This is a genomic window from Streptomyces sp. NBC_01775, assembly GCF_035917675.1.
In the GTDB taxonomy this organism is placed as follows: Bacteria; Actinomycetota; Actinomycetes; order Streptomycetales; family Streptomycetaceae; genus Streptomyces.
The window spans coordinates 1,716,900-1,737,863 of the sequence record NZ_CP109104.1 but is presented as its reverse complement, the minus strand read 5'-3'; the positions used below and the strand labels follow the sequence as shown (position 1 = coordinate 1,737,863).

16 protein-coding genes and 1 pseudogene are annotated in these 20,964 nt (G+C 70.4%); 12 read left to right on the top strand and 5 right to left on the bottom strand.

The window, feature by feature from the left end; translation table 11 throughout:
- Window positions 1-77: 77 nt before the first annotated feature.
- The 4 genes from OHB04_RS07990 to OHB04_RS07975 all read left to right on the top strand — a co-directional run bounded on the left by OHB04_RS07990 (window position 78) and on the right by OHB04_RS07975 (window position 4,219).
- Window positions 78-824 (top strand): response regulator transcription factor, encoded by a 747-nt coding sequence (locus OHB04_RS07990; protein WP_326687006.1) that lies wholly within the window; start codon window positions 78-80, stop codon window positions 822-824.
- On the top strand, window positions 821-2,035 hold the full coding sequence (locus OHB04_RS07985) for a sensor histidine kinase (RefSeq protein ID WP_326807135.1): 1,215 nt from the start codon (window positions 821-823) through the stop codon (window positions 2,033-2,035). Before OHB04_RS07990 ends, OHB04_RS07985 begins: the two co-directional genes overlap by 4 nt.
- A 118-nt stretch (window positions 2,036-2,153) precedes the next feature.
- A complete protein-coding gene (locus tag OHB04_RS07980) occupies window positions 2,154-3,173 on the top strand; it encodes an alpha/beta fold hydrolase (protein ID WP_326687004.1) in 1,020 nt (339 codons plus the stop codon).
- A 179-nt stretch (window positions 3,174-3,352) separates the two neighbouring features.
- Window positions 3,353-4,219 carry an aminoglycoside phosphotransferase family protein gene (locus tag OHB04_RS07975; RefSeq protein ID WP_326807134.1) on the top strand — a complete coding sequence of 289 codons (867 nt, stop codon included), beginning with the start codon at window positions 3,353-3,355 and terminating at the stop codon, window positions 4,217-4,219.
- Here the strand turns inward: OHB04_RS07975 and OHB04_RS07970 are convergent.
- Window positions 4,143-5,387 carry an MFS transporter gene (locus OHB04_RS07970; RefSeq protein ID WP_326807133.1) on the bottom strand — a complete coding sequence of 415 codons (1,245 nt, stop codon included), beginning with the start codon at window positions 5,385-5,387 and terminating at the stop codon, window positions 4,143-4,145. The genes OHB04_RS07975 and OHB04_RS07970 overlap by 77 nt on opposite strands.
- 142 nt (window positions 5,388-5,529) lie before the next feature.
- Between OHB04_RS07970 and OHB04_RS07965 the strand changes: the two are divergent.
- A pseudogene (locus tag OHB04_RS07965) lies at window positions 5,530-5,892 on the top strand (LysR family transcriptional regulator); the annotation flags it as partial.
- Here OHB04_RS07965 and OHB04_RS07960 read toward each other — a convergent pair.
- Window positions 5,885-6,244: a winged helix-turn-helix transcriptional regulator gene (locus OHB04_RS07960; protein ID WP_326807132.1), complete on the bottom strand. Its 360-nt coding sequence runs from the start codon at window positions 6,242-6,244 to the stop codon at window positions 5,885-5,887. The pseudogene OHB04_RS07965 and the gene OHB04_RS07960 sit on opposite strands and share 8 nt — an antisense overlap.
- A gap of 998 nt (window positions 6,245-7,242) precedes the next feature.
- On the opposite strand from OHB04_RS07960, the gene OHB04_RS07955 reads away from it, so the two are divergent.
- From OHB04_RS07955 to OHB04_RS07930, 6 genes are all read left to right on the top strand, one after another.
- Window positions 7,243-9,192, top strand: a complete 1,950-nt coding sequence (locus OHB04_RS07955) for a hypothetical protein (protein ID WP_326807131.1) — start codon at window positions 7,243-7,245, stop codon at window positions 9,190-9,192.
- A gap of 460 nt (window positions 9,193-9,652) precedes the next feature.
- The gene (locus OHB04_RS07950) at window positions 9,653-10,843 is read left to right on the top strand and encodes an ROK family protein (RefSeq protein ID WP_326692633.1); all 1,191 of its coding nucleotides are present in this window, start codon (window positions 9,653-9,655) and stop codon (window positions 10,841-10,843) included.
- Between the two features lie 82 nt (window positions 10,844-10,925).
- Window positions 10,926-11,660, top strand: coding sequence for a response regulator transcription factor (locus OHB04_RS07945; protein WP_326686999.1), 735 nt, complete (start codon window positions 10,926-10,928; stop codon window positions 11,658-11,660).
- A 47-nt stretch (window positions 11,661-11,707) separates the two neighbouring features.
- Window positions 11,708-13,162 (top strand): sensor histidine kinase, encoded by a 1,455-nt coding sequence (locus OHB04_RS07940; protein ID WP_326686998.1) that lies wholly within the window; start codon window positions 11,708-11,710, stop codon window positions 13,160-13,162.
- A 297-nt stretch (window positions 13,163-13,459) separates the two neighbouring features.
- Complete coding sequence (locus tag OHB04_RS07935; RefSeq protein ID WP_326807130.1) at window positions 13,460-14,101, top strand: hypothetical protein; 642 nt, start codon at window positions 13,460-13,462, stop codon at window positions 14,099-14,101.
- Window positions 14,102-14,495: 394 nt separating this feature from the next.
- On the top strand, window positions 14,496-16,154 hold the full coding sequence (locus tag OHB04_RS07930) for a sulfatase family protein (RefSeq protein ID WP_326807129.1): 1,659 nt from the start codon (window positions 14,496-14,498) through the stop codon (window positions 16,152-16,154).
- A 169-nt stretch (window positions 16,155-16,323) separates the two neighbouring features.
- Here OHB04_RS07930 and OHB04_RS07925 read toward each other — a convergent pair whose 3' ends face one another.
- Genes OHB04_RS07925 through OHB04_RS07915 form a run of 3 tightly spaced genes read right to left on the bottom strand, consistent with a single transcriptional unit; the run spans window position 16,324 to window position 19,625 of the window.
- Entirely contained in the window at window positions 16,324-17,136 is an 813-nt protein-coding gene (locus OHB04_RS07925; protein ID WP_326686995.1) for a DeoR/GlpR family DNA-binding transcription regulator, read from the bottom strand.
- A 42-nt stretch (window positions 17,137-17,178) separates the two neighbouring features.
- Window positions 17,179-18,183 (bottom strand): 4-hydroxythreonine-4-phosphate dehydrogenase PdxA, encoded by a 1,005-nt coding sequence (gene pdxA, locus OHB04_RS07920; protein WP_326686994.1) that lies wholly within the window; start codon window positions 18,181-18,183, stop codon window positions 17,179-17,181.
- Window positions 18,180-19,625: a four-carbon acid sugar kinase family protein gene (locus OHB04_RS07915; RefSeq protein ID WP_326807128.1), complete on the bottom strand. Its 1,446-nt coding sequence runs from the start codon at window positions 19,623-19,625 to the stop codon at window positions 18,180-18,182. Before OHB04_RS07915 ends, pdxA begins: the two co-directional genes overlap by 4 nt.
- Before the next feature lie 283 nt (window positions 19,626-19,908).
- Here OHB04_RS07915 and OHB04_RS07910 point away from each other — a divergent pair, with 283 nt between their 5' ends.
- Window positions 19,909-20,910, top strand: a complete 1,002-nt coding sequence (locus tag OHB04_RS07910; protein WP_326807127.1) for an aldo/keto reductase — start codon at window positions 19,909-19,911, stop codon at window positions 20,908-20,910.
- Window positions 20,911-20,964 lie beyond the last annotated feature (54 nt).

Here is a 20,964-nt window from a genome sequence, read left to right as displayed (position 1 = left end):
CCGCAGAAGCGCCTTTCGTTTCTCTCAGCGATTCCGTTTACACCGACGAAACCCCCTCCTCGGATATACAGGGGCCCATGCGTGTGCTGTTGGTGGAGGACGAGGAATTTCTGGCCGAGATGATCGCCGAGGGGCTGCGGCGGGACGCCGTCGCCGTGGATGTGGCACACGACGGCCAAGCCGCGCTGCACAAGCTCCGCTTCGGCGCGTACGACGTCCTCGTCCTCGACCGCGACCTGCCTCGGCTGCACGGCGACGAGGTATGCCGCCGGGTCGTACAGCAGCGGCTGCTCACCCGCATCCTGATGCTGACCGCCGCCGGAGACGTACGGGACCGGGTGGCCGGCCTCGGCCTGGGCGCGGACGACTACCTCAGCAAGCCGTTCGCGTACGACGAGTTGCTGGCCCGCGTCATCGCCCTCGGGCGCCGTGCCCAGCCCGCGCTGCCGCCCGTACTGGAACGGGCGGGGCTGGCTCTGGACACCGCCAGGCGTCAGGTCAGCCGGGACGGCCGCTATCTCTCCCTGTCCCGCAAGGAGTTCGCCGTGCTGGAGACGCTGCTGCGGGCCGACGGCGCGGTGGTCAGCGGCGAGGATCTGATCGAGCAGGTGTGGGAGGAGGACACCAGCTACCGCACGAACGCGGTCCGGGTGACCCTCTCCAAGCTCCGCACCAAGCTCGGCGACCCGCCGCTGATCGAGACGGTACCCGGCTCCGGATACCGGCTCGAAGCGGACCCCGGCACGAAACCTGACACGAGATCCGGCACAGAACCCGGCGCGGAGTCCGGCCCGGGCCCGGGACCGGACGGAGCGGCCCGTTGAACAGCGACGGACGGGGCCGCGTATGGAACAGCGAGCGCACACGTCTCACCGCCCTCTACACCGGACTGCTGGTCCTGGCGGGCACCCTCCTGACCGGGCTCGTCTACTTCCTCGTGCGGGAGAGTCTCGACTCCCGTATCGGCACGGCGGTCAGGAAGGCGACACCGATGTCGAAGCCCTCCGCGGGCACCCATTTCGGCCGCGCACAGCCGTCGCGGACCGAGGGACTGGTCCGCGGCGGGGATATCCATGTGACCAGGGAGGTGAGCAACGTCGCGGGCGACGCGGCGCTGAGCCGCCTGCTGACCGTCTCCGCCGTGTCCCTGGCCGTCTTCACCCTCGTCTTCGCCGCGCTCGCCTGGTGGATGGCGGGCCGCGTGCTGCACCCCGTCGGCGTCATCACCGCCAGGGCCCGGCAGCTCTCGGGCGCCAACCTGCACGAACGGCTCGACCTCAAGTCCCGCGGCGGCGAACTCAAGGAACTGGCCGACACCTTCGACCAGATGCTCGACAGGATCGAGCACCTCGTCGCGGCCCGCCAGCGCTTCGCGGCCAACGCCGCACACGAACTGCGCACCTCACTCGCCGTCCAGCGCGCCGCCGCCGAGATCGGCCTCGCGGACGACCCGCCTCCGGAGAAGGTCACCCGCATGCGGCGCAAACTGATCGAGAACGCCGAAGACAGCGAGCGCCTGATCGAGTCCCTCCTGCTGCTCGCCGTGTCCGACCGGCAGCTGCAACGCTCCGAGCAGGTCGCACTGCACGACATCACGGCCCGCTGCGCGGAAGGGCTGCGTGACGAAGCGGCACGGCGCTCCGTCACGCTGCACGTGGAGACGGCGGAGCCGCTGTCCGTCGATGGCGACCCGGTCCTCCTCGAACACACCGTCCACAACCTCGTCTCCAACGGCCTGCGCTACAACCACCCCGGCGGCACCGTCCGCGTACGCGTCGGTGAGGTCGGCCTGGAGGTCGCCAACACGGGGCCGAAGGTGCCGTCCGCAGACGTACCGCGCCTCTTCGAGCCCTTCCGCCGCGCGGAGGAACGCGGCCGGCGCCAGGACCCGTCGGACGGCGGCGCGGGCCTGGGTCTCTCGATCGTCGCCTCGATCGCCCGTGCCCATGGCGCGGACACCCGCGCGACGGCGAACCACGACGGCGGCCTCACCGTCCGCGTGCTGTTCCCCCACCGCCCCATGGCTCGCCCATGACGGAACGCCCCCGGCCCGGGGGAGGTCGTGGCGGAGCGGACTCGAAGCGGTCGGCTGTCATATCGACTCTAGGGGGGGGACTGGCCGCGCTCTTCCCGCGGCTGGCAAGGTAGCGGCTGTGTCCGCCGAATCCAAGGAGAGGCGCCCCGTGGACGGCTCGCTCAACCACCGCTTCATCGACGTCAACGGAGTCCGGCTGCACATCGCGGAGCAGGGCGAGGGACCGCTGGTGGTGCTGCTGCACGGCTGGCCCGAGAGCTGGTATTCCTGGCGGCACCAGTTCGGCCCGCTCGCTGCGGCCGGCTACCGGGTCGTGGCGCCCGACCAGCGCGGCTACGCCCGCAGCCAGCAGCCGCAGGACGTCGGGTCGTACACGCTGCTTCACCTGGTCGGCGACGTGATCGGCCTGGTGCGGGAGCTGGGGGAGGAGCAGGCGGTCGTCGTGGGTCACGACTGGGGCGCGCCGGTCGCCTGGGTGACGGCCATGCTGCGGCCGGACGTCGTGCGTGCTGTGGCCGGGCTCAGCGTCCCGCCGATCCTGCCCGGCGGAATGGCTCCGCCCTCGGTCACCCGCGCCAAGTACGGCGAGGGCTTCTACCAGAACTACTTCCAGCAGCCCGGGGTCGCGGACGCCGAACTGGCCAAGGACTTGCCGGGGACCTTCCGCCGTGTCCTGTTCGGCGCGTCCGGCGACAACCCGCGAAGCGCCAGGCCCCGCCCGTGGATCATCCCCGAGGGCCGGACTCTCCTGGACACCCTGCCGGAGCCCGCCACCCTGCCGGGCTGGCTCACCGAGCAGGACATCCAGGCTTTCGCCGACGACTACGCCCGCCACGGCGAGCGCGCCTTCACCGGCCCCCTCAACTGGTACCGGAACATCGAACGCAACAACGAACTCCTCGCGCCTTTCCGGGGCCGCGGCATCGACGTGCCGGCGCTCTACGTCGTGGGCGACCACGACATGGTCACGTCCCTCGGGGACGCGAGCAGAATCCGCGCGGCACTCCGCAAGACCGCGCCCAGGCTCCACTCCGAGGTCACACTGCCGGGCTGCGGTCACTGGACGCAGCAGGAACGCCCCGGTGAAGTCAACGCCGCGCTGCTCGACTTCCTCGCGCACCTCGGCACCGGCCGCTGAACGCACCCGCGTCGGGCCCGGTATCAGCCGGCGGCGGGGGAGGGGTTCCGGGTCACCCGTCCGATGACCTGGGTGATCCGCCGTCGGGACAGCGGGTGGCGTACAGCAGGCGGCACGCCGAAGGTGCAGGGGGGAAAGGCAGTTGACGCTCGTCGGCGTCCGGTGCTCGGATGACGCCCATGAGCGCAGGGGGGACGCACTCCGGTACGCATCCGATTGACGACGGCCTTGTACGGCGGTTGATCGCCGGGCAATTTTCCCAGTGGGCCGGACCGGTGGTGGAGCGGTGGCCGTCCGGCGGCACGGTCAATGCCGTGTACCGGCTGGGCGACGACAAGGTCGTACGGCTGCCGCTGGGGCGGGAGGGGGCCGAGGACGTGGCGAGGGAGCAGGAGTGGCTGCCTCGCCTCGCGCCCCGACTGCCCACGCCCATCCCCGAGGTGCTCGGAGCCGGGGAGCCGGCGCAGGGGTACTCGTGGCCGTGGTCGGTCTACCGGTGGCTGGCAGGCGAGCATCCCGAAGCGGGGGCACTGAGCGAGCCCGAGCTGCTGGCCGAGGACCTGGCCGCGTTCGTGGCGGCGATGCGGAGCATCACCTTGCCGGCCGCGCCGAAGGCACACCGGGGCGGGCCGGTCGCCTCGCTCGACGCGGAGACCCGGGCGGCGATCGAGCAGCTGCGCGGAATTCCGGAGGAGGGCGTCGACTGCGACGCCGTGGCCGCCGTATGGGAGGACGCGCTGCGGGCGCCCGGATGGGCGGGGCCGCCGGTGTGGCTGCACGCCGATCTGATGCCGGGCAATCTGCTGGTCGACGGCGGCAGGCTGAGTGCTGTGATCGACTTCGGGTGCGCGGGGGCGGGCGACCCGGCCTGCGATCTGTTCCCGGCGTGGAACCTGCTGCCGGCCGGTGCTGGAAGAAGGCTGAGGCATCACGCCGTGTGCTTCGGGAACGCTGTCGAGCTGCGGCGTGTCAGGTGCGGCTCGCGGCCCGTTTCCCCGTGTTCCGGGGCGCGTTCTCGCGGCGCGGGAGCAGCAGCGGGGTGGTGAGGAGGAGGACTCCGGCGACGGCGATCGCGGTGCGGGCGCTGGTGATGGCGGCGAGCAGTCCCCACACGGCGGTCAGGGCCGCGATGGCAGCGCTGCTGCTGACCGACCAGGCGGACAGGGTCCGGGCGACCCGGTCGGGGTCGGTGTGGTCGAGCCGGCAGGTGGCCAGCACCGGGTTGAACACGCCGCAGCAGGTCACCAGGCCGAGTTGGACGGCGATGACGAGCACGATCCCCGGGACACCTGGCTGGACGAACGCCAGCCCGAGAGGCCAGCACGCGCGCAGCGTTCCGGCGGTGAGCAACACCTTGTGCTGCCCGAACCGCGCCACGAGCCGGTGCGCGAGGCGTGAGCCGACGAGGCCACCGACGCAAGGGGCCGCGAAGACGAGGCCGTACTGCCAGGGCGCGAACCCGAGGCGGTCCAGCAGGAGCACGGCGAGCAGCGGCCCGGAGGCCATGATCAGGCCGTTGACCACGATCGAGTTGAGGAACAGCGGGCGCAGCGTGGGGTGGGCGAGGATGTGGCGCCACCCTTCGAGCAGATCGCGTGCTCGCAGCCGCGGTGTGACGGTCCGCGAGGGGAGTGGTTCCCTCCCGCCGATGGCGCGGATGCCCAGCGCCGAGAGCAGATAGCTGACCGCGTCGGCAACCACGGTCGTCACCGGGCCGAAGACCGCGATCGCGGCCCCGCCGAGCGGCGGTCCGACCGCGGTCGCGGTCCACGTCGTGGACTCGAAGCGGCCGTTCGCGATGAGCAGGTCCTCCCGTGGCACGAGCGCCTTCAGATACGCACCGCTGGCCGACTTGAAGGCGATGTCGGCCGCGGCGACGACGACGGAGACGACGAGGAGCTGGCTGAAGGTGAGCCGGCCGAGCGCGAACGCGGCGGGGACGCTCATCAACGCCGCGAACCGGATCAGATCCATCGCCACCATGACCGGCCGCTTGCGGCGGAACTCCACCCACGGGCCGAGCGGCACCGCCACCACGGCTCCCACGGCCCGTCCCGCGGCAGCCAGCGCCGCCACCTGGGTCGGCCCGGACTCCAGCACGAGGACCGCGATCAAGGGAAACGCACCGAAACCGAACCCTGTGCCGTACGAGCTGACCGCGTACGCCGCCCACAACCACCCGAACCGCCGCCCCAGCGCCCGTCCACCCGCCATATCCAACGCACCCCTCGCCGTCTCGCCGATCCGAGCAACCCCACGCCGGCCACCGGCATCAAAGCGAGTGGTGGAGGGCGAGATCAAACAACCGGTTCGCCACGAAGGCACAACCATTTGTTGTGCACGTAGCGTCGCGGGCGTGGATCTCGATGTTGTCCGCACCTTCGTGGCCATCACGGACGCGGGGCGGTTCCAGGACGCTGCCGCGGAGTTGTCGATCACCCAGCAGGCCGTCTCCAAACGGATCGCCACGCTGGAGAAGATCCTAGGCGTGCGGCTGTTCGCCCGCACCGCGCGCGGAGCGGAGCTCACCGTCGACGGGCAGGCGTTCCTGCCTCACGCCCGCGATCTCCTCCGGGCCGAAGCGCGGGCAATCGCCTCCGTCCGTCCCTGCCGCCACGCGCTGCGCGTCGACGTGATCGGCCGCCGGCTCGCCCCGGCCGACCTGCTGCGCGACTTCCATCGCGCGCACCCCGAGGTCGAGCTCGATGTCGTTACCCTCCGCCACCGTCGAGGTGGTCGGACAGGTGGGATGCCGCCCAGGCGGCCAGCACATCCAGGACAGGGAGCAGGGCGTGGCCGTTGGCGGTGAGCGTGTAACGGACGCGGGGCGGGGGACCTGCCTCCACCTCTCGGACGGCCAGCCCCGCATCTGTCAGCTCGCCCAAGCGGTCGGTGAGCATACGTTCGCTGATGCCGGACACGGTGCGGCGCAGCGTGGCGAAACCCGTCGGCCCGTCGGAGAGCGCGGCGATTATCAGGCCGTTCCAGCGCTTGCCCAACAGGGCGAAGGCGAGCTGGAGCGATACATCGCAGTGCGGGTCCCCGGCGCCGCCGGAACGAAATTGCGTCATGGAGCGATCAGTCCGCACCCGGCACCCCGCACCCCGCGCGGTGGCTCGGGCCGAGGTGCCCCCCGATGGTGGGGCACAGTGCCCGGTACACGCGTCCATGTCGAGGGATAAGCCCTCGGACTTTATGCGCCTCGTACTGTGTTTCGTTCATTCGCGGATCGTAAGGACGACAGGAAGGAATTTCCAGGGGTCATCCTATTTCTCCGGGCGATGTTCGCCCGGAGAATTTTCCGACGCCAGAGTGAATTAATCCGGGACTGCCCGTCCTATGATCGGCCCCCGGCGGGCGAGATGCGACTGACGACGCTTGCTCAAGAAGTCTCCCCGCTTTTCGTGGGCCATGAACAGTCATTGGCCGATGCCGACGGGATGGCGAGCGGGGACGCGGTCGCGTTGACCTGCCCCGGCGGAACGATGACAGGGCGGAGCTGATGGAAGTACCTCTGATGGAAGCACGACACATGGAGGCGGTCGCCGACGCCGCTCATCAGCGGCCCCTTCGCGCCATCCACCACGGATGCGTCACCGGTCCAGCAGGTGATGGCGTATACCGGGTCCCGGGCGGCGACGGCGGATGTGCTGGTGGTTGCCCACCACCATCCGCGCTCGACGCACCTTCACGCGTTGGCGTGTCAGGCACGGACGGACTGCTCTACCCGGGGCAGCGGCTGGAACGGCGTGTGATGCCAGGCGGAGGGCCGGTCAGCCCGACCGCCATCTTCTGAGGCGCGAGGGCGCCGAGCAGTGCCGGTCCGCCTCGCGCGTCGAGGAACAGCAGGGTGGATTTCCTCTCGCGGCCGGCTGTCGCGACTCTGCGGGGCGCCTTCGCCGGATTCGGCGAGCGCGGAGACGTTGTTCTCGGCGGTCGCGCCCGGATGGCCGGGCCGCCGTGCTCCGGCGGGGTTCCGTACGGCAGGGGTTCCGTACGGCGGGCTCCGTACGGCGGGTGTTCCCGCTTTTCCTTTCGAGATTTTCTCGCGCCCCAGGAGGTACCCGTAATGGGCATCAAGCGCCGTGGTTTTCTGCAGGGCGCGGCAGCACTCGCCGTGGGCACCACCGTGGTGGGGTGTGATGTCGACGTCATCCCGGGCGGCGACGACGAGACACCGTCGTCGGGTCCGGTCATCGCGATCGACGCGGGTGCCGGTGGACCGAAGGTCAGCCCGCTCATGACGGGTGTCAACGGCGCCAAGTGGTACGACGACGGCTTCGGCATGTGGGACGCCAAGGAGAACGCCCCGGACCCGGACGTCGTCAAAAAGGTGAAGCAAAGCGGCGTCGGGCTCGTGCGCTATCCGGGAGGAACGTCCTCCAACTTGTTCAACTGGCAAGGCGCCATAGGCCCCCAGGCGGACCGTACCGGGCAGGTCGAGGGCAAGCAGGGTGCGCCGGTGGACAGCGGGTACGGGCCGGACGAATACATGGCGTTCGTCAAGGCAGCCGATCTCACCCCGCAGATCATGGCGCCGTTCGTCGGCTCGACGCCGGATGAGATCGCGGACTGGGTCGCGTACATGAATGCCCCGGAGGGCACAAAATGGGGTGATCTGCGGGCCGAGAACGGCCATCCGGAGCCCTACCGGGTGCGGCACTGGGAGATCGGCAACGAACTCTTCGGCAAGCACCAGCGCTACTGGATGAGCGCCGACGACAAGACAGCCTTGCGGCAGTACGCCTTCGGAGGTACGCAGCGGCAGAGGAGGCAACCGGCCGCGAAACCGGCCGATCACCGTCCCGAGGCGGGGGTGAGCGACGGCGAGCCCGACCAGACCTTCACCGTCCGGTATCCGCCCGTGGTCCCCGAGAGCCAGGCCGTCCATGTCAACCGAGTGTCCTGGCACCAGGTCGACGACCTCTCCTCGGCGAACGCCAGGGACCGTGTGTACACCTTCGAGCCGGGCAGCGGAACCATCTGTTTCGGTGACGGCCGGCACGGGCGCATTCCGCCCGAAGGCGCGAAGATCACCGTCGACTACGATTCGGGACCGCACGCCGGATTCGTGGACTTCTACAAGGCGATGAAGGCCGCCGACGCGACGATCGACGTGCTGGCGTGCTGGGCCTCCATCGACTCGGGCGAGTACACGACCGCATTGAGCTTTCCCCGGCTCATGGCGAAGCATGGCCACGCCGACGAATACGACGGCGTGAGCATCCACCCGTACACCGATTTCTCCCGTGACCTGAAGATCTCCAGCTTCCCGGACAAGCGCGCGGGTCACGACTTCCAGATGATCGGCGAGCTCGCCGCCGGTAAAATGGTCACCGACCTACAGGCCGACGTGCGTAAGTACGGCAAGGACGACGCGTATGTCGCCGTCTCCGAATGCGGGGCACTGTTCTTCGGGGGAAAGCGGAACACGAAGGCGTACCCCGAGTACGCGTACGCGATGTCGCACGCCCTCTACATGGCTTCCCAATGGGCCCGGTTCACCGCTGCCGGGATCCCGTGGACGGCCGGCAACGACCTGATCGGTGAGAGGCCCGGTGTGTCCCGGACCCTGCTGGGCGGCGCTCCCGGCTTCATCCGCACCCCTGACGCGCTCGTGCGCGAGCAGTTGCGCGGTTTCTTCCACGGAGGGGGCCACGCGGTGGAGACCGGGGTACGGGACAACGTGAAGGTGTCGGCGCGAGAGACGGTGCTGGGCTCGTCCTACTCCGCGTTGACGGCGACGGCGGCCATCGATGACGACGGTGCGCTGGGCATCGTCGTGGTCAACCGCTCACCGGACAAGGACATCAAGGCTCGGATCCAACCGGAGCAGTTCCGCCACGCCGGCTCGGTGGAGGTCTCCGTGGTGTCCGGAGACAGCTACGACGACTTCAACGATGCCCGGCACCCGCACGCCGTCGGTATCGAGAAGACGAAGGCAGTACTGCGCTCCCAGGAATTCAGCTGGACGTTCACGGCACACTCCGTGACGCTGCTGCGCTGCGCCGCGCGCTGAACCCAGCGAGGAGGCGGGGCACCCCTTCGGTGACGACGCGGCAGCCCGCGCCCTCCGCCGGCGGCGAGATCGTGTGGGACCGGTCGCTCCGTCAGCCTTCCCTGAACGGGTGTCGGTCGCTCGTGCCACGCTGGCGCGAAACGCTTCCAGGAACGACGAGCGCGAAACGCTTCCAGGAAAGACAAGGAAGAGCAGCGCCATGACTGATCACCCTTGCCGGACTCCAGCGGCACCCGGCCAGAGCCGGGAGCGAGGGGCTGCACCCTTGGGCCGCTGTCCGCTTCGGCGAGCTGCCGGCGGTGACGCGTGGAGATTCCGCGGCCCCGCTACTGAGCGCCGAGGGATCTCACAGAGATCTCACAAGAACAGCTCCTAACTTCCCCCCATGCCAAGCCGACAGGTACTGCGTCCCCCGGAGGGGCACGCCCGGTCAACAACGACAGCCATCACGCGCTCCCCCCTGGCTCCGCGGACAGCGCGCCAACGAGGCCGGACGTCGCGGTCACGGAGAACGCACGAGGATCTGGTCCTGGGGCTGCTGCGCAGCCACGGGCCGCTGACCCGGGGCGACTTGGGAAATCTCTGCGGCTTGTCGCGCACCACGCTCTACGACGTGGTCGGCTCACTCAGGGACAGCGGCGCCGTGATCGCTTCCGTACCGAAGGCCGAGGGCCGCAAGCGGGGCCGCCCGGCGGAGAGGCTGTCCTTGAACGCCGGGGCCGCCGACCTGATCGGTATCGACTTCGCGCGGCAGGCGGTACGGGTGGCGGCGTTGACCACGGCACACGGGAGCATCAGCAGCACGAGGGAGCCGCACGGCCCCGAAGCGTCGTGGGAGGAGCGTGTCGACGTCGCACGACGGCTGACCCGCACACTGACCGGTGGCGACTTGCGGCTGGACGCGCTCAACGGCATCGGCGTGGGGGTGACCGCCCCGGTCGGCCCGCCGGAGGACGACTCACCCGGTGCGCACCGCCGGAGCGCCGTGTCGGCGCTGGTGAGCGAGAGGTTCGGCATGCGGGCCTGCCTCGACAGCAACACCCGGCTGGCCACGCTCGCCGAGCGGACGTGGGGCGCGGCCGTGGACGAGCAGGACGTCCTGTACCTGTGTCTGTCACACAGCGTCGGAGGCGGCCTCATGGTGGGCGGAGCGCTGCACCGTGGCGCCCACGGGATGTCGGGGCAGTTCGGCCACATCACCGTCGACCCGGACGGCGCGCCTTGCGTATGCGGTCGCGTGGGATGCCTGGAGACCGTGGCATCGATCGGGGCCGTGCTCGACGCCCACGGGTCCGCCACGGACGTGCCGCAACTGGTGGCCGCGCTGGACGCGGGCGACCGGGCCGCGCGCTCGGTGCTGGCACGGGCCGGCGCCCATGTCGGCAAGGTGCTGGCCGACCTGAGCAACGCCTTCGGCCCCGGCGTCATCGTCCTGGGCGGCGAGCTGGCCGACACCGGTCCGGCTCTGATGGACCCGCTGCGGCGGGAGTTGGACGCGAACATGACCTGCCGAGGTTCGCGGACACCGCCCCGTGTGCGCACGGCCGCTCTCGGCGACGTGGGTGCCGCTCTCGGCGCCGTCGCCCTGCTTCTGCACCAACAGCCCGCCGGTGTTCTCGGCCCGGTGCCGCTGTCGCCAGTGGCCCCATGAGCGGAGGGGCCCCACGCCGCATAGCATCGTGCCCCGGAACGGCCGGCCGAGGCTTGCCCACGACCATCGAGCGGAGGGACGCATGACCGGTAGGGCCGGACGGGTGCTCGTAGCCGATGACGACGAGGCCACCCGGCGCTCACTGGAGAGAGGACTACAGCTCAGCGGCTTCAGAGTGACGCTGGCCGACGGCGGCCACGCCGCGCTCGACGTACTGCACGCCGACCACCCCGACATCGTCGTACTGGACATCTGCATGCCCGACCTGAGCGGTATCGACGTGTGCCGCACCCTGCGCGACGCCGGTGACGACGTGCCGGTGCTGATGCTCTCAGCCCTGGACGAGGTCGAGGACCGGGTCGCCGGGCTGCAAGCGGGCGGAGACGACTACCTGGTCAAACCCTTCGCCTTGCAGGAGCTGGAGCTGCGGTTGCGCGCCCTGCTGCGCCGCCGCCCGCCAACCGACCTCGACCAGGTACGAGTTGGCGCCCTGGTGCTGGAGCCGGCCACCCGCGAGGCGTCCGTGGGCCACCGGCGGCTGAACCTGACGCGTCGCGAGTTCGAGCTGCTGGAGGTCCTGGCCCGCAACGCCGGGATCGTCCTGACCCGCGACCAGTTGATGGACCGGGTGTGGGGCTACGACTTCCAGGTGCGCACGGACGTGGTGGACACCTTCGTCAGCTATCTGCGACGCAAGCTGGAAGCCGACGGACGCCCCCGGCTGCTGCACACCGTGCGCGGGGTCGGCTTCGTCCTGCGGGCGGACCGGGCGGACCGGGCGGACCGGGCGGACGGGTCGTACGGGGGAGGGGCGTGAGGGGGAGGGGTATACGGCTGTCCACCCGCCTCGCGCTCGCAGTGGGCGTGAGTGTCCCCCTTCTCGTCCTGGCCGTCAGTTGGCTGCTGCTGCACCTGGTCTCCAACGACCTGCGCGCGCACCAGAAGGCACAACTGCGCGCCCGTGCGACAGCCGTCGCCGTGAACGCCAACAGGTTCCTGCACGCCCGCGAGGACGATCAGCCGGTCGTCGCCGAAAACTCCCGGCGGCGGCTGGTCGATTCCGCACGGGACATGGGGATCCGGCTGACCGGCCCGGACGGCACGCTCTCGGCCGGTCCGCAGCCCGACAGCGCCGTCCGGCTGCCCGACCGTGCTCCGCTCCTGGTCACCGTGAATTCCGGCGGCAAGACCTGGCACGTGCTGTCGCGACGCGTCTACACCGCGGAGGAGGGGAGCGAGCCGAATCTGTGGATCTTCGCCCCGGACAGCGCCTACCAGGCGGAGCTGTCCTTGGTACGCAAGCGCGTCGTGATGGTCACGCTGCTGGCCGCGCCGTCGGCCGGAGTCATCGCCTGGGCGATCTCCGCCCGGGCGGTCTTCCCGCTACGACGACTCCAGCGCCGCACCAGCGGCCTGGACCCCAGGAACAGCGCCACGCGCCTGGAGCACACGCCGACCCGTATCACCGAGGTCGACGACCTGGCCCACACGGTGCAGACCGTGTTCGCCCGCTACGACGAACAGGTGGCCCGCACCAGCGAGGCACTGGCCACGGCTCGCTCGTTCACCGCGGCTGCCTCCCACGAGCTGCGTACTCCGCTGATGAGCATGCGGACCAACCTCGACATCCTCACCGCGCACGCCGATCTGAACGCCGTCGACCGGGCCGAGGTGCTGGATGATCTGGGGCGTGAACACACCCGGCTGCTCGGGCTGCTGGTGATGCTCAAGACTCTCGGCCAGGGCGACCTGGTCGAGGCGGACTCGTTCACGCCTCTGGACCTGGCCGAGGTGGTGGAGGACGCGGTCTCCGACCTGCGCCGCGCACACCCGGACGTCGCGGTGTCCGTACGTGTCACCTCGGGACTGCTGGTCCAGGGCTGGGAGCAGGGGCTGCGCTCTGCCGTGGACAACCTGCTGGCCAACGCCTGGACACACGGCCGCACGGAGAGTGGTCACGCCCGCATCGAAGTGACTCTGCACCCCTCCGGCGACCCGCACCGTCCGGCAGCGCTGCTCACTGTGGACGATCGCGGGCCCGGTATCCCCGCCGCGCGGCGCGAAGAGGTCTTCGAACGCTTCCGCCGAGGCCCCAACAGCCCCGGCTCCGGCCTCGGGCTGACTCTGGTCGCCCAGCAGATCACCTTGCACCAAGGCCGGATCGCCGTACAGGATCGCCCGGACGGGCAGCCCGGCGCACGCTTCGAGGTATGGCTACCTGTCACGGACACCTGTGCCGTGGAGCAGACCCTGCCCCTGATGCGCCGGGACTGGCTGACGGCTGCCACGGGACGCCAGGATCCCCGTATGACGCGCTGACCGGCCCTTACCCGTTGACCGACCGCGGCCCGCATCCCCGTCAGGGACGTCGACACCCGCACCACTGTCAGCTACGTCATGTCAGCTATGTCATGAACCGGGAAGCCGCCGTGTCCGTGGTATCGGCGGACGGGCACGCTGCCGAACTCAACGTCGCAGACCATGACTTGGAGGACCGGCCCCCGCCGCGACTCACTCAGGTTCATGAGCTGAGATCGCGTCGGCGCGCCCGTGCGGGGGGCCCGACGCCCGTGCGAGGGCGTACAGCGAGCGAGTTCAGCGAGAGAGTGTGAAGGCATGGCATCACGAAATTCGAAGAAGAGGGCGGTCGGCTTGGTCGCCGGTACCTGCCTGGTGGCAGTCGCGCCGTTCGTGTCCGGTTGCACGGATGACAAGAAGGACGACTCCGGGAAGGCGAAGCCCTCACGCACCAAGGCCGCGGAGGATTCGTCGCGGGACGCCGGTTCCTCGAAGGCTCGGCCTGGGGCGGGACAGGGGAAGTTCGGCAAGGCGTCCTCCGCGCAGGAGGCTGTCACCCGGTGGGTGACAGCGGTCGTCGAGAACAAGCCCGACGAGGCGTGCGAGGTCATGGTGGTATCGCCCGGCGGCACCTCGGACGCGGAGCCGAAGGCCGTGGGGAAGTGTGGCAAGAACGAGGCAGAGGCGAAGGAGGCGAAGAAGCGGCTGAGCCGTTTCCACACCACGTTCACCCCTGAACAGCCGCGCAATCCTCCGCAGGTGAACGTCGGCGCGGTCCGGCCGTCGGGTTCGACGGCGAAGGTCGACGGAGAGCGGATCACCGTCGACGGACAGTCCCTCAACGCCATCGTCGTCTCCAACTCCCAGGGAGTGGAAAAGGGGCAGGTCGACGTCCAGGTCAAGGTATCCCGTGTGGCGAACGGCTGGTACGTGACCGACCTCGGCCTCTCGGTCGGCTGAGTTCAACCGGTGGCAGGTTGAACCGTCCTGGCGAGCGGTTGAACCGCCTTGACGGGGGCAGTTGGAGGGCTGCGTCGGCCGTATCGGCCGCGTGGCCCCGCCCGCCGTCGATTACCGTGTGCGCGGAAGCGGCGGGCTTCGCGCTTGTGGCCATCGGCCGTGCCTGGTCAAGACCAGCGGTCGGTCTCCAAGACCAATGGACTGTCGGTATTCAATCCGGCGCGTCCTCCAGTCGGCCGGCCTCAGATGGCGTTAATCCCTTCGCCTCGCGCCGGAGACTTATTCCGGGTCCGCTGCGGGAAATCCGGAATAATATCGCCATCCCTCGCTGAATTCGAATGGCCCTCCTAGCATGGTCGAAATCTCCTGCACCCGCACAATGGAGGAATCGCTCATGCTCGTCTCACGTCACCGCCGCAGGGCTGTGGCCGGATTGTGCGCCGTCCTGGCCGCGGCGTTGCTGGGCTCGTGTTCCGGAGAGTCGGTCGCGAGCCGGGCGGATCAAGAAATGGCGTCGTCCGAAGGTGTCGCGAAGAGATCGAAGCCCAACATCGTCTACGTCCTCACCGATGACTTCTCGGAAAATCTCGTGAAGTACATGCCGCACGTGCGGAAGATGAAAGAAGAGGGCGCAAGTTTTACGAACTTCTTCGCCACCGACTCGCTGTGCTGTCCCTCCCGTTCGTCGATCCTCACGGGCCAGTATCCGCACAACACCGGAGTCTTCACGAACAGCGGTGAAGACGGCGGGTACGGAGCCTTCAAGAAGAACGGCAACGCGAAGAGGTGCTTCGGTTCCGCCCTTCAGGACGCCGGCTACCGGACCGGTTTCATGGGCAAGTACCTCAACGGTTACTGGCCGGACGGCAAGAAGGACAAGGGAGTCCGCAAGGGAGGCTCGAAGGGCGTCCGGCAGGGAGCAGTCCGGCAGGGCAAGCAGGGGAAGGGCGGCAAGCGTCAGCTGGACGCTGCCGCTGACGGCGTCGCCGGGCGCGGTGCCTCTGCCGTTGCCTCCGCCTCCCACGTGCCGACCGGCTGGGACGAATGGGATGTCGCCGGCGACGGATACAAGGAGTTCGACTACGACCTCAACGAGAACGGCAAGGTCGTCCCGTACGGCAGCGCCCCGAAGGACTACCTGACGGACGTGCTGTCCGACAAGGCAGCCTCCTTCGTGAACACCTCGGAGAAATCGAAGAAGCCCTTCATACTGGAAGTGGCCACCTTCGCTCCGCACGGCCCGGCAACCCCCGCGCCCCGCGATGAGAACACCTTCCAGAACCTCAAGGCACCGCGGACCGCCGCGTTCGACAAGGCGCCCACGCCCGCCCCGAAGTGGCAGAAGTCCATCAAGCCCCTGACCCCCGAGGACAAGGCGGAGATCGACCGGAAGTTCGCCAAGCGGGTGCGCTCCGTCCAGGCGGTGGACGACATGGTCGGCCGTCTTCAGGACCAGCTGAAAAAGAAGGGGCTGGCGGACGACACGTACTTCGTGTTCGGGTCGGACAACGGCTTCCACATGGGTGAGCACCGGCTCAGGCCGGGCAAGCAGACCGCCTATGACACCGACATCAAGGTGCCCCTGATGGTCACGGGCCCTGGCGTGCCGGAAGGCAAGAAGATCTCGCAGCTGGCCGAGAACACCGATCTCAGCCCGACCTTCCAGGACCTGGCGGGGGAGAAGCCGGCTTCGACCGTCGACGGGCGGAGCCTCGCCGGTCTGCTGCGGGGACAAAAGCCCGACCGATGGCGCCAGGCCGCGCTTGTCGAGCACCATCGTGCGAAGTCCAAGAAGGCTGATCCGGACGCGGCTCCCGACAACAGCGGCAATCCGCCCGACTACGAGGCGCTCCGTACCTCGAAGGAGCTCTACGTCGAATACGCCGGGGGAGACCGGGAGTACTACCGGACCGACACCGACCCCCACCAGCTCAAGAACCGGGCAAGGGACATGTCGGAGAAACAGCGGACCTCCCTGCACAAGACGCTGACCGCGCTGAAGAGCTGTCGAGGCGCGAAGGACTGTGAGGCTGCCTCACAGCTTCAGAAATAGCGGTTCGGCACTCGGACCGAACGTGCCGCCCGCCGGATGTGCCCGGCGGGCGGCACGGTGCTCCTGGCCGACACTTCTGCTGGTCGACACTGCTGCGCTGTCGGGCCCGCCCGCACGAACAGCCCGCCGGTCCGTATCGACACCCCGCCGGCCCGCACCGACAGGGCGCTCAGGGCCCGGGGGAGCCGGGCGTCGGCACCAGCTCTTCGACCGGCTCGGCCCGCACCACCCGTACACCGCGCTCGGTGAACGCCTTCTCCTGCGCGGGGGCCGCCTCCCAGTCCGTGACCAGCGTCCAGCCGGACGGCAGGGTGGCCCACGCGTGGAAGGGGGCCCGGCCCAGCTTCGCCGCGTGAGCGAGGACGTAGGTGTGCGTGGCGCGGCGGGCCATCAGCTCCTTGAGCCGGGTCTGCCGCAGATCCGCCTCACAGATCCCGCCGTCCGCCGTCACGCCGTCCGCGGAGAGGAAGACCCGGTCGAACGTCATCCGCTCCAGGGCCGCCTCGGTCAGCGGGCCCACGAACGCCTGGCTGAGCGGACGCAGCGTCCCGCCCAGGCACTCCACGTGGAGGGTCTCGACATCCGCCAGCACGTGCAGCGCTGTCAGCCCGGTCGTGGCCACGGTGAGGTCCTTCACCGTGCGCAGCTCGTGCGCCAGCGCACCCACCGTCGACCCGGCGTCCAGCAGCACCGTCTCACCCGGCTGCACCCGCCCCGCCGCCCACCGGGCGATCGCCCGTTTCTGTGCGTACGCCTCACCCGTGCGCTGCCGCAGTGACGACTCGGGATGCGCGGTGAGCGCCATCGCCCCGCCGTACGTGCGGGCGAGCCGGCCGTCGGCGGTGAGCCGGGCGAGGTCACGGCGGATGGTGGAGGCGGTCACGCCGAAGTGCTGCGACAGCTCCTCGACGCCGGCCAGGCCCGTGGTGGTGGCGAGTCGCAGGATCTCCTCGCGCCGGTCCTGGGATCCTATGGGCTGCATCAAGTGTCCTTCGCGATCAAGTGTCCTTCGCGGTACGTGGGTTCAGCCGGCGGTGGACATGTGCGCGGCCTGCCGCAGCGCCTCGATCATGCTACCGGCCTCGGCCTTGCCCGTACCGGCGATGTCGAAGGCGGTGCCGTGGTCCACGGAGGTGCGGATCACCGGGAGGCCGACGGTGAGGTTGACCCCCGCCTCGATGCCGAGCACCTTCACCGGCCCGTGGCCCTGGTCGTGGTACATCGCCACGATGAGGTCGTAGTCGCCGCGGGAGGCCAGGAAGAAGGCGGTGTCGGCGGGGAGCGGGCCGCGTGCGTCGATGCCTGCCTCGCGCAGCTTCTCCAGCGCCGGCACGATCTTCTCCTCCTCCTCGCCGTAGCCGAACAGCCCGTTCTCGCCGGCGTGCGGGTTGATGCCGCAGACACCGATGACGGGGTTCGGCCGGCCGGCCCGGACCAGGGCCTCGTGGCCGCGGCGCACGGTCCGCTCGACCAGCCCCGGCTCGATCCGCCGCACCGCGTCGATCAGACCGATGTGCGTGGTGACGTGAATGACCTTCACCTTCTCGGTGGACAGCATCATCGACACCTCCTCGACCCCGGTGAGGTGGGCCAGCAGTTCGGTGTGGCCGGGGTAGAGGTGCCCGGCGGCGTGCAGCGCCTCCTTGTTGAGCGGCGCGGTGCAGATTCCGTCGATCTCGCCCGCCACCGCCAGTTCCGCGGCGCGCTTGACGTACTCGTACGCGGCGTTGCCCGCCTCGGCGGACAGCGTGCCCCACGGCAGGCCGGCGGGCAGCAGTCCGAGATCGACGACGTTGATCCGGCGGGGGGTGAACTCGGCCTCGGCAGGCGATTCCACGGCCACGACCTCGCAGTCGGTGCCGAGTACCCCCGCCGCCTCCCGCAGCCGGGCGGCGTCACCGATCACCACGGGCCGGCACCGGCCCAGTGTCCCGGTGTCCAGCACCGCCGGCACGATCACCTCGGGCCCGACGCCGGTGCCGTCACCCATGGTGAGACCGATCAGGGGGAGGGGCTGCTGCGCGTTCACTGTGTAACTCCTTGATGTGGGAGTGCGGTTGGGGGCGTGGGCGGCGGCGATGGGGACGGCGGGGAAGTCGGCGACGGCGGGGATGGGGACGGGGGCTGGAGCCGGGGCCGGAGTGCGGTCGCGATCCGGAGAAGGGAGTCAGGGCCCCCGAAGCTGCCCGGGCGGGTGACGACCGACCGCCCGTCGGCGGTCCGGCAGTGCACGGCGCCGTGGTGGATCTCCCCGACCGGCCGCAGCGTCGTGATCCCCACGGCGTCGAGCACGCGACGGGCGGTCTCTCCTCCGGTGAGCACCAGGTCCGGACGTCCGGGCAGGGCCGCCACCGCTCGCGCCAGCCCGTTCACCAGCCGCCGTGCCCGGTCCGGGCGGATCCCGCCGGTCCCGTCGATCGAGACCACGGTGACGGCGTCGGCGCTGAGGGGCGGCAGCGGTACGGGCTCCCCGCAGGTCAGCGTCCGGGGTGCCAGCACCACATGCCGCGCTCCGCCCGCCACCAGCTGTGCGACCTGCGTGCCCACCACGGGCTCCGCGCTTCCGGCGACGACGAGCAGGGGGCGCGGAGCGGCGGGGACGGCTTCCTCCAGCGCGACCGTGCCTGTTCCGGCGACCGTGCCGATTCCGACGGCCGCGCCTGTTCCGGCGACCGTGCCCGTTCCGGCGACCGTGTCGGTTTCGGCGACCGTGCCCGTTCCGATGAGCCGGCCGAGGGACGCCGCCAGCCCGCCGCTTCCCAACAGCCGGTACCCCGGCCCGAGCGAGAGCGCGGCCTCGGCGATCACCGTCAGGTCCGCATCGGTCTCGGCGTCGCACACGGGGTGGAGCCCGCGCGCGGCCACGGCCTTCAGCCGGTCGGCAAGGCCGCGGACTCCCTGCCGTACGGACTCGACCGGGAGGCCGGCGGTGGGCAGTGGCGCGAGGGCCTCGGCCAAGGAGCGGGGCGCCGGGCGCCCCTCGGCGCGCCAGGCGTCGCTCTCGTGCAGCGGTACGCCCCCGATGTGGAGCACGCCTTCGCGCACCACCCGCCCCCCGGCGGGCAGGGCCATGGCCACCACGACGGCCTCGGCCCCCTCCGCGAACGCGACGGCCTCGGCTCCCACATGTCCCCGCAGCAGCGAGTCGGACTTCTTGTACCAGAGGACCCGCCCGCTCAGCTCGCTCGGCCCGCTCGGTGCTTCGGCGGTGTGCGCGGCCCTCCGCGGGGGCGAGCCGACGCCCCCTGTTCTGGCCAGCACCGCACGCACGGCCGCAGCCGCGGCGTCACCGTCCGTCTGGCGCGAGTCGAGGTCCGCGACCACGGCCTCACCGGCGGCCCGGGGTGCCCGTACGCCCGACGGGTCCAGCGCCAGCCGGGCGGGCATCCGGAGCAGCGCGGCCACCTCAGCCGCTCCGGACAGGTCGTCGGCGAGCGCCACAACCGACGACGTGCCGTTCCAAGGGCACACGAGAACCTCCTTCAAGCCCCGTGGGGGTTGTGCGCACGCGAGCCCCGCGCGCGGGGAAGCGCACACGCACCGAGCCCGCAAGGGACGTGCACACGGCACGCAGACACCTGGGGGGCCGCGGTGCCGATGAGGCCCGATGATGGCACAGTCTGCGCGATTCGCGCGAGACTCTTGCGCGAAACGCGCAGCCCATGCAAGCGTGCCCCACGCGACAACGACCGTCGCCAACCACCCGAGGGGCGGGCGGCGCACGGCACGGCCCCCGTACCGGAAGGAACCGCTCGTGAGCACCGGCACCCGTCCCGGCCCTCAGAGCATCGCTCTGCCCACCGTCCCCGTACCCCTGTCCCGACTGGTCCTGGGCACCATGACGTTCGGCGACACCGTCGATCGCGACGGCGCCGCAGCGATGCTGGACGCCGCCCTCGACGCGGGTATCACCGGCGTCGACACCGCCAACGGCTACGCGGGCGGCGAGAGCGAGCGGATCCTCGCCGAAGTGCTGCCCCGACGGCGTGACCGGATCGTGCTCGCCACCAAGGCCGGCATCCCCCACCCCGACCAGGGCGAGCACCCTCCCCTCTCCCCGGCCGGGCTGCGCGCCGCTCTCGAAGGCAGCCTCAAGCGGCTCGGCACCGATCACGTGGACCTCTTCTACCTCCACCAGCCCGACCGCCGTACGCCGCCGGCCGAGACGCTGGCGACCGTCGCGGAGTTCGTGGCCGAGGGGAAGATCCGCGCGCTGGGGGTCTCCAACTACGCCGCCTGGCAGATCTCGGAGCTGACCCGCGTCGCCGATGAGACCGGCGCGCCGCGCCCCGTCGTCGCCCAGCAGTTGCACAACCTCCTCGCCCGCAGGATCGAGGAGGAATACGTCGAGTACGCGGCCGTCAGCGAGCTGCGCACCATGGTCTACAACCCGCTCGGCGGCGGCCTCCTCACCGGCCGGCACCGCTTCGACGCGCACCCTGCCACCGGCCGCTTCGGCGACTCGAAGCTCGCCCGGATGTACAAGCAGCGATACTGGCAGGAGGACCTGTTCACCGCTGTGGGGCAACTGGCCGCCGTCGCCGACGAGGCGGGCATCCCGCTCACCGAAATCGCCCTGCGCTGGCTGCTGGAGCGGCCCTCCACCGACGCACTCCTCCTCGGCGGCTCCAAGGTCGACCACCTGCGGGCCAACATCGCCGCCGCGCAGGCCGGCCCGCTGCCCACGGACGTGACCGCCGCGTGCGACGCGGTCGGCGCCACGCTGCGCGGCCCGATGCCCGCCTACAACCGCTGACCCCGGCCCAACGGCCCCGTTCCCCCGCCGTCTCCGCTCTTCCCCTCCCTTCCC

Excerpts from the sequence above, each read along its gene's own strand:
- OHB04_RS07990 (WP_326687006.1), top strand. The coding sequence starts at position 78 with ATGCGTGTGCTGTTGGTGGAGGACGAGGAATTTCTGGCCGAGATGATC.
- OHB04_RS07925 (WP_326686995.1), bottom strand. The coding sequence starts at position 17,136 with ATGCAGCCCATAGGATCCCAGGACCGGCGCGAGGAGATCCTGCGACTC.
- OHB04_RS07955 (WP_326807131.1), top strand. The coding sequence starts at position 7,243 with ATGGGCATCAAGCGCCGTGGTTTTCTGCAGGGCGCGGCAGCACTCGCC.
- OHB04_RS07945 (WP_326686999.1), top strand. The coding sequence starts at position 10,926 with ATGACCGGTAGGGCCGGACGGGTGCTCGTAGCCGATGACGACGAGGCC.
- OHB04_RS07970 (WP_326807133.1), bottom strand. The coding sequence starts at position 5,387 with ATGGCGGGTGGACGGGCGCTGGGGCGGCGGTTCGGGTGGTTGTGGGCG.
- OHB04_RS07975 (WP_326807134.1), top strand. The coding sequence starts at position 3,353 with ATGAGCGCAGGGGGGACGCACTCCGGTACGCATCCGATTGACGACGGC.
- OHB04_RS07930 (WP_326807129.1), top strand. The coding sequence starts at position 14,496 with ATGCTCGTCTCACGTCACCGCCGCAGGGCTGTGGCCGGATTGTGCGCC.
- OHB04_RS07935 (WP_326807130.1), top strand. The coding sequence starts at position 13,460 with ATGGCATCACGAAATTCGAAGAAGAGGGCGGTCGGCTTGGTCGCCGGT.
- OHB04_RS07960 (WP_326807132.1), bottom strand. The coding sequence starts at position 6,244 with ATGACGCAATTTCGTTCCGGCGGCGCCGGGGACCCGCACTGCGATGTA.